Source organism: Pseudomonas sp. AC463 (assembly GCF_979253585.1).
Genome location: NZ_CEEDDZ010000004.1, coordinates 332,257 through 338,503 on the forward strand (window position 1 = coordinate 332,257; position 6,247 = coordinate 338,503).

Here is a 6,247-nt window from a genome sequence, read left to right on the forward strand (position 1 = left end):
CAATACTCTTACGTAAAAGTTAATGAACACACACCCGCGACGGGTATTACTTCAATGCAATGGCTTCACCGCGCCTCGGCGCCCTGCCCTTTTTTCCATAAATCTCTTCAACACCGTCGATCACAGCCACTGAATGACCCAGCCGATTGACCATACCCACCATTCCTTTGGCTAAAGTACCCACAGGAACTCGGGTTATGTGCTGCTTTAATCCCAATCGCAATAAACCTTCACCGTTGCGATATTCATCTTCACCGTCGTTCAGGCTATGCAGTGCAGCCCGGAAACCAGTCCTCGCATAACCGTCGTTATTTTCCAACTGGGCTCGTTTGGCGCTTACAGCAAACAAAAAATGCGCGTCCTTGAGCATTTCTTGATCACGGCTGACAAACTTCGAACTTCGCGCGCCTTCGGCCAACTCGCGACGGCTTAAATGCAGGGTGACCCCGTCGCGCATAACGACCCGATAACCATCCCCCTCTTTCTTAACCTCCTTAAAGATATCCGTCGGACTTTGACCAAACTTCGCCATGGAAGCCTTAATGGCTGAAACCGTCACGCAGTTACCATTCGGGCCCTGGCGAAAACCTTTCCAAATGTCATCGGGCTTGGCGCCATTACGCTTGCTCGAGAGATCGGGAAGATCGCTTTCCTGGGGATCCGTTTTTGGCAGGCTGGCTGGCAGTGTCTGCACCGTTGGGCTGGGTACAGGGGAAACCTGAGGCTCGACGCATGACTCTCGGCCTCCCCACACACTCCGCAGCCAGGTAAAAATCGGAGTGAGGCGGTGAAAAAAGCTCTGGAACACAGTCAAAATGTCCGCGCCGCCAGCAGCGCCGGCGTGTACCTGAGGCGCATTGTTGCCGGTTGATATATTGACCTCCCCGGGGGCACGCTTAACTGTTATCGCGGGGCAGGCATCAAGTGGTTGATAGCCGTGACCGCTCACTGATCCACTATTAATCGTCAGACCGGACATACACTCCTCCTTATAAAGTCCCCCCTCGACAATGGCTGCCAAAAGGGGACCTGATCAAGACCTGGCCAACTTAAGCCGGAGTCCGGCGACCGCGGCTGGAACGCTCGAACGTGTCGAACCTGTTGCGGTTGCGACTATTGAAAACATCGTTCGAACTGTCATCGGCAGGCCCGGGGGATGTCAGGTCGCGCTTGGGGCGAGTGCCTGGCGTTACATCAGGCTGTGGGGTTGCAGGCGTGGTATCCACCTCAGGCGTAACCGGCGAGCGTGACGCTAGCGGGGTTTTGCTCTCGGGTTTTGGCGTATCCGGCGTGTTTGGCACGATCGCTGGTTGGCTGCCGGCCTTGGATTTATCCGGCGTGCTCACCACCAACGTGGGTTGGCCGTCGGTCTTGGGTTTATCCGGCGTGCTCACTACCAACGAGGGTTGGCCGTCAGTCTTGGCTTTGTCCGGCGTGCTCACCACCAACGAGGGTTGGCCGTCGGTCTTGGGTTTATCCGGTGTGCTCACTACTAACGTGGGTTGGCCGTCAGTCTTGGCTTTATCCGGCGTCCTCACCACCAACGAGGGTTGGCCGTCGGTCTTGGGTTTATCCGGCGTGCTCACCACCAACGTGGGCTGGCCGTCAGTCTTGGCTTTGTCCGGCGTGCTCACCACCAACGAGGGTTGGCCGTCGGTCTTGGGTTTATCCGGCGTGCTCACCACCAACGTGGGCTGGCCGTCGGCAGTGTGTTTGTGCCGAGTCACATTCACCTCAGGATGATGCAAACCACAATTAATCACCTGGACCGTCATATTAATGTCGGACTTCTGTTCGTTCCGCCGCCCAGCATCCTGAGTTATTCCTGGCACGTCGCGGGGCGATGTTTTTGTCGCCCTGGCGTCCTCTGGACGCAGTGTGAGGTCGTTGCGTGGGACATCCGCCGATTGAGGCTTGGCCCCTGGCAACACCTTCGGCAGCGCACCTGCCGGCGAAAGCACTGTGGATTTAATTTCCGCCGGCCGCTTCAGGTCAGGCTTAGTCTCCGTCGCGACCTTCGGCAACACCGGGGCTGTCGTCGCGGCTTTTTCCGGCGTCGCCGTTTCTGGCAATGTCGCACCAGGCTTGCCCGCCAACGAAGCCTTCGGCTGCTTACCCGCATCGGTGGGCAGGCTCGACACAATATCCTTGCGTAACTGCGCTTTAACCTCGGCTTTTGGCGCGCCTTTCAATTGCCCATCGGCTTCTGGAAGTTTTTTTGCCGCAGGGTCTGAAGCCAATGTCGAAGCAGGGCTGGCTGCAGGCGTCGATTTAGACAAAGCCCCCGCGTCAGGCATCGGCTGGGGCAGTGCACCCTGGCCCGTCCAATAGCGTCGGAGCGCCCGGAAAACCGACTCAATCATGTCGAACAACTGATTCAGTGCCTCCCTGCTCACCACAACCTTGCCATCTTTCGAGCCGTCGCCTTTATCAATAATCAGTGTATTGGCAAATGCCTGGGCCAATAGCGGGTCCCGCGCCTTATCAACTATGGGCTTCTCCTGAGCCTGAGCCTGGGGCAGATAGTTAGGGTTCATGGAAACGGAATTATTAATGGGCAGATTAGACATACAGTTTTCCTTACTAAGTGTCTCTCCAAGCCGGCGAACGACCTGAGAAACTTCGACGCCATAGGGATTTAAAAACAAGTACGAGTGTTCGTACTCCCTACTTTCGTGGGCCCTCAGGACTTTGAGTTCCGACAATTCCACTTCACATCAGGAAACCAATACAGAACCCGGGAAACCTTCCTTATGAACAAGCGCTAAAAACCCGGAACCGCCTTGCTGCGCGAACAAGCATCGACGATATAACAAGTAACACTCAGCTAGAACGAAATTTACTGAAACCAGTAAAACCCAATAACCCAACACACCTATGTTAGTTATCGCGTGCGCACATAGCGCATTCCGACACACACTTAAAAACCCATAAAACTCTTGCATCAGTAAAACCGCTACAACACCATTTATTACACACACGAAGAAACCACTCAACCCTCAAGCAACGCCGAACAGCTTATTCCAGACATGAAAAAGGGCGCCTAAGGCGCCCTTTAAGTTAAGCATTGAAACGTAGGTATATATAAAGTAAGTATTACGACGTAAGCGCTTCGGGTTGTTGAGCATCCAACCCCAACAAACGTCCTACCTGCATCAAGTCCGTTTCGCGGCGCATCGCAGTAAACAACTCCACCGCCTCGGGATAATTACGCGTCAACATCGCCAACCACTGCTTCAACCGGCCAGGCGCTTGTCGCTCCGTCAGTTGCTCCACTGACTGGCGCCAGAACTCTTGAAGCATCGGCTGCATCTGCGCCCACGTCATCTCCACGACTTCTTCCCCAGCCCGGGCCGCAGCGATCTGCCGGGCCAGGTCCGGGCGCGCCACCAGGCCGCGACCGAGCATGATGTCTTCGACACCACTGATCTCACGGCAGCGTCGCCAGTCTTCAACGCTCCAGATATCACCGTTGGCGAACACCGGCACCTTGACCACCTCCTGCACGCGCGGGATCCACTCCCAGTGCGCCGGCGGCTTGTAGCCATCGGCCTTGGTGCGCGCATGCACCACAATATGCGCCGCGCCACCTTCGGCCAGGGCCGTGGCGCACACCAGCGCACCGTCAGGGCTGTCGAAGCCCAGGCGCATCTTGGCGGTCACCGGAATATGCGCCGGCACCGCACGGCGAACATGCTCGACGATCTGGTTGAGCAGCTCCGGCTCCTTGAGCAGCACTGCACCGCCCCGGGACTTGTTGACGGTCTTGGCCGGGCAGCCGAAGTTCAGGTCGACCACCTGGGAGCCCAGCTCGCAGGCCAGCGCGGCGTTTTCCGCCAGGCACACCGGGTCGGAACCGAGCAACTGCACGCGCAGCGGCACGCCGGCAGCGGTTTTGGCACCGTGCAGCAATTCCGGGGCGAGCTTGTGGAAGTAGGCAGGCGTCAGCAAGCGGTCGTTGACACGGATGAACTCGGTCACGCACCAGTCGATACCGCCCACGCGGGTCAACACGTCCCGCAGGATGTTGTCGACCAACCCCTCCATGGGCGCCAAAGCAATTTGCATGGAAAACACTCAACAAAAATCGTGGCGCAGTTTACTGGGTTTCCTACGGCAACCGTTAACCCCCTGTCAGGGCGGGGCCGTAACCGTCGAGAAACTCTGCGGGCATGCGCTTGGGTTTGCCGGAGGACAGTTCGATGCAGACGAAGGTGGTTTGCGCGCGTAGCAGGGTCACGCCGTCACGCGGTCGCACCAACTGGAAACGGCGGGTCATCTTCAGGCGCTGGTCCCAGTCGACGATCCAGGTGGCCAGTTGCAGCTCGTCGCCTTCGTAGCCCGCCGCCAGGTAGTCGATCTCATGGCGCACCACGGCCATGGCACGGTCCAGGCGACGGTATTCGGTGAGGTCCAGCCCCAGGCGCTGGGAGTGGCGCCAGGCGCAGCGCTCCAGCCAGGACACGTACACCGCGTTGTTGGCGTGCCCCAGCCCGTCGATGTCTTCAGGGGCGACCTGCAGATCGATGATAAACGGCGTTGCCAAATCCCAGCCCATGCGGTGCTCCCAGTCGATTAATGTCGGCGGGGGGCAGTGTATCAGGCGGTTTGCCGCGCCTGTAGACGACAACCGGCCAACAGCACAAGCACAGCGTCGATCACTCGCGGGTCGGCCAGTACTTTCTGGTGCCCGCCCTGCTCCAGGCGCAGCAGGCGGCTGTCGAACCAGGCGTCGTGAATGGCCTGGGAGGCCTTGACTGGCACGAAGGTATCGTCTTCGGCATGCACGATCAGGCCGGGGATGTTCATTTGGTAGTGCGCCACGTCCAGGTGCTTGAGCGGCATGCCGAAGGTGTGTTCCACCTCCTGGATAAACGCCGAGCGGGCCCGCGCCGGCAAACCGACCATGCGGGTGAAACCGCGCAGCACATCGAGGAAACGTGACGGCGCGGCGATACTCACCAGTGCCTCTGTACGCAACCCCAACTGCACCGCCAGCATCGCACTGGCGCCGCCCATGGAATGGCCGATCACGGCGTGCAGTGGCGGCAGCTCGGCAGCCGCTTCCAGCATCGCGCGGGCAAACAGCAGCACATGCGCTTCACGCCCCGGCGAGCGACCATGGGCCGGGCCATCAAGGGCAATCGCCGAATAACCGTTATCCACCAAGGCAGTGATCAGGCTGGCGAACTGGGTGGGCCGTCCTTCCCAACCGTGCATCAAGAGCACCGCCGGCCCCTGGCCCCAGCGCAGCGCCGAGAGGCCGAAACGCAAGGTAATGCGCTCCGATTGCGCCAGCAGCGGCAATTCCCAGTCACGCGGCGGCAGGTCGCGCGGGGTCATGAAGGCACGCCGCATCTTGTTGGCCACCGCGTGCGGCGCCAAGTGCCCCAGCGTGCCGTTGAAACGACGAACCCAGGTTAACGTGCCCATGGTGCAAGCCCTCTGTTAGCGTACGGCCGACTTGGCGGCGCGCAATACTCGGTCCGACAGCTCGCCCGGCCCCAAGGCGCGGGCCAATGCCAGGCCACCGATCATCAGCGCCATGTCCGCCAGGGCCTTGTCGGTGTCCTCGGGGCTGGCGGCGAGCTGGGCGGCCATCAGCTCAACGTGTTCGTTGAGTGCTTCACGGAAGGCGTCCGGCAGGCGCGCCATCTCGCCCACGGTGGCCGGGATCGGGCAGGCCTGGGCGGTTGAGTCGCGGTGCTTGCGCGACAGGTAAAACGCCGCCACCAGGCCCCGACGCTCTTCGCCGGTCAGCTGGGCGTCCATGTCGTCGATGGACGCACGACGCCGGGCCAGCAACTGCGTGAAGGCTTCCAGCATCAGCGCGTCTTTACTCTCGAAATGCGCGTAAAACCCACCGACCGTCAGCCCCGCAGCACCCATGACTTCACCTACGCTCGGCTCGGCCGGGCCACGCTGGATCAACGCAGCGCTGGCGGCCTGCAGAATACGTTCGCGGGTTTGCGCTTTTTTATCGTTCATCATTGCCTCCGTGTTTCATGGGTTGAATATTATTACCATAATAATATTTCGCAAGCGAGAAGCATGACCGCCGGTCAGAACAGAAGATGGGGATTGAGGAGGGAGTTGGCCAAACGCCAGACAAACAAAAGGGCCATTCAATAATTGAATGACCCTTAAAAATCCCGCAGAGCGGGTAATCGTGGCGTCCCCTAGGGGACTCGAACCCCTGTTACCGCCGTGAAAGGGCGGTGTCCTAGGCCACTAGACGAAGGGGACA

Annotated in this window: 6 protein-coding genes and 1 tRNA gene; all 7 read right to left on the minus strand. The window is 59.4% G+C overall.

Going from position 1 to position 6,247, the window contains the following annotated elements; all coding sequences use genetic code 11:
• Window positions 1-46 precede the first annotated feature (46 nt).
• The 7 genes from AC0IYH_RS07300 to AC0IYH_RS07330 all read right to left on the minus strand — a co-directional run bounded on the left by AC0IYH_RS07300 (window position 47) and on the right by AC0IYH_RS07330 (window position 6,246).
• The gene (locus AC0IYH_RS07300; protein ID WP_471833610.1) at window positions 47-979 is read right to left on the minus strand and encodes a hypothetical protein; all 933 of its coding nucleotides are present in this window, start codon (window positions 977-979) and stop codon (window positions 47-49) included.
• A gap of 70 nt (window positions 980-1,049) precedes the next feature.
• The gene (locus AC0IYH_RS07305) at window positions 1,050-2,570 is read right to left on the minus strand and encodes a hypothetical protein (RefSeq protein WP_471833612.1); all 1,521 of its coding nucleotides are present in this window, start codon (window positions 2,568-2,570) and stop codon (window positions 1,050-1,052) included.
• A gap of 526 nt (window positions 2,571-3,096) precedes the next feature.
• Window positions 3,097-4,068: a tRNA-dihydrouridine synthase gene (locus AC0IYH_RS07310; RefSeq protein ID WP_116626401.1), complete on the minus strand. Its 972-nt coding sequence runs from the start codon at window positions 4,066-4,068 to the stop codon at window positions 3,097-3,099.
• Window positions 4,069-4,123: 55 nt separating this feature from the next.
• Entirely contained in the window at window positions 4,124-4,558 is a 435-nt protein-coding gene (locus tag AC0IYH_RS07315; RefSeq protein WP_116626400.1) for an acyl-CoA thioesterase, read from the minus strand.
• Window positions 4,559-4,599: 41 nt separating this feature from the next.
• Window positions 4,600-5,433, minus strand: a complete 834-nt coding sequence (locus AC0IYH_RS07320) for an alpha/beta hydrolase (protein WP_471833614.1) — start codon at window positions 5,431-5,433, stop codon at window positions 4,600-4,602.
• A gap of 15 nt (window positions 5,434-5,448) precedes the next feature.
• Window positions 5,449-5,988, minus strand: a complete 540-nt coding sequence (locus AC0IYH_RS07325; RefSeq protein WP_116626398.1) for a TetR/AcrR family transcriptional regulator — start codon at window positions 5,986-5,988, stop codon at window positions 5,449-5,451.
• 182 nt (window positions 5,989-6,170) lie between these two features.
• Window positions 6,171-6,246 (minus strand) — tRNA-Glu (locus AC0IYH_RS07330).
• Between the last annotated feature and the right edge of the window lies 1 nt (window position 6,247).

Bases quoted from the DNA above. Each gene is read 5' to 3' on its own strand.
- AC0IYH_RS07300 (WP_471833610.1), bottom strand. From the start codon at position 979: ATGTCCGGTCTGACGATTAATAGTGGATCAGTGAGCGGTCACGGCTAT.
- AC0IYH_RS07305 (WP_471833612.1), bottom strand. From the start codon at position 2,570: ATGTCTAATCTGCCCATTAATAATTCCGTTTCCATGAACCCTAACTAT.
- AC0IYH_RS07310 (WP_116626401.1), bottom strand. From the start codon at position 4,068: ATGCAAATTGCTTTGGCGCCCATGGAGGGGTTGGTCGACAACATCCTG.
- AC0IYH_RS07315 (WP_116626400.1), bottom strand. From the start codon at position 4,558: ATGGGCTGGGATTTGGCAACGCCGTTTATCATCGATCTGCAGGTCGCC.
- AC0IYH_RS07320 (WP_471833614.1), bottom strand. From the start codon at position 5,433: ATGGGCACGTTAACCTGGGTTCGTCGTTTCAACGGCACGCTGGGGCAC.
- AC0IYH_RS07325 (WP_116626398.1), bottom strand. From the start codon at position 5,988: ATGAACGATAAAAAAGCGCAAACCCGCGAACGTATTCTGCAGGCCGCC.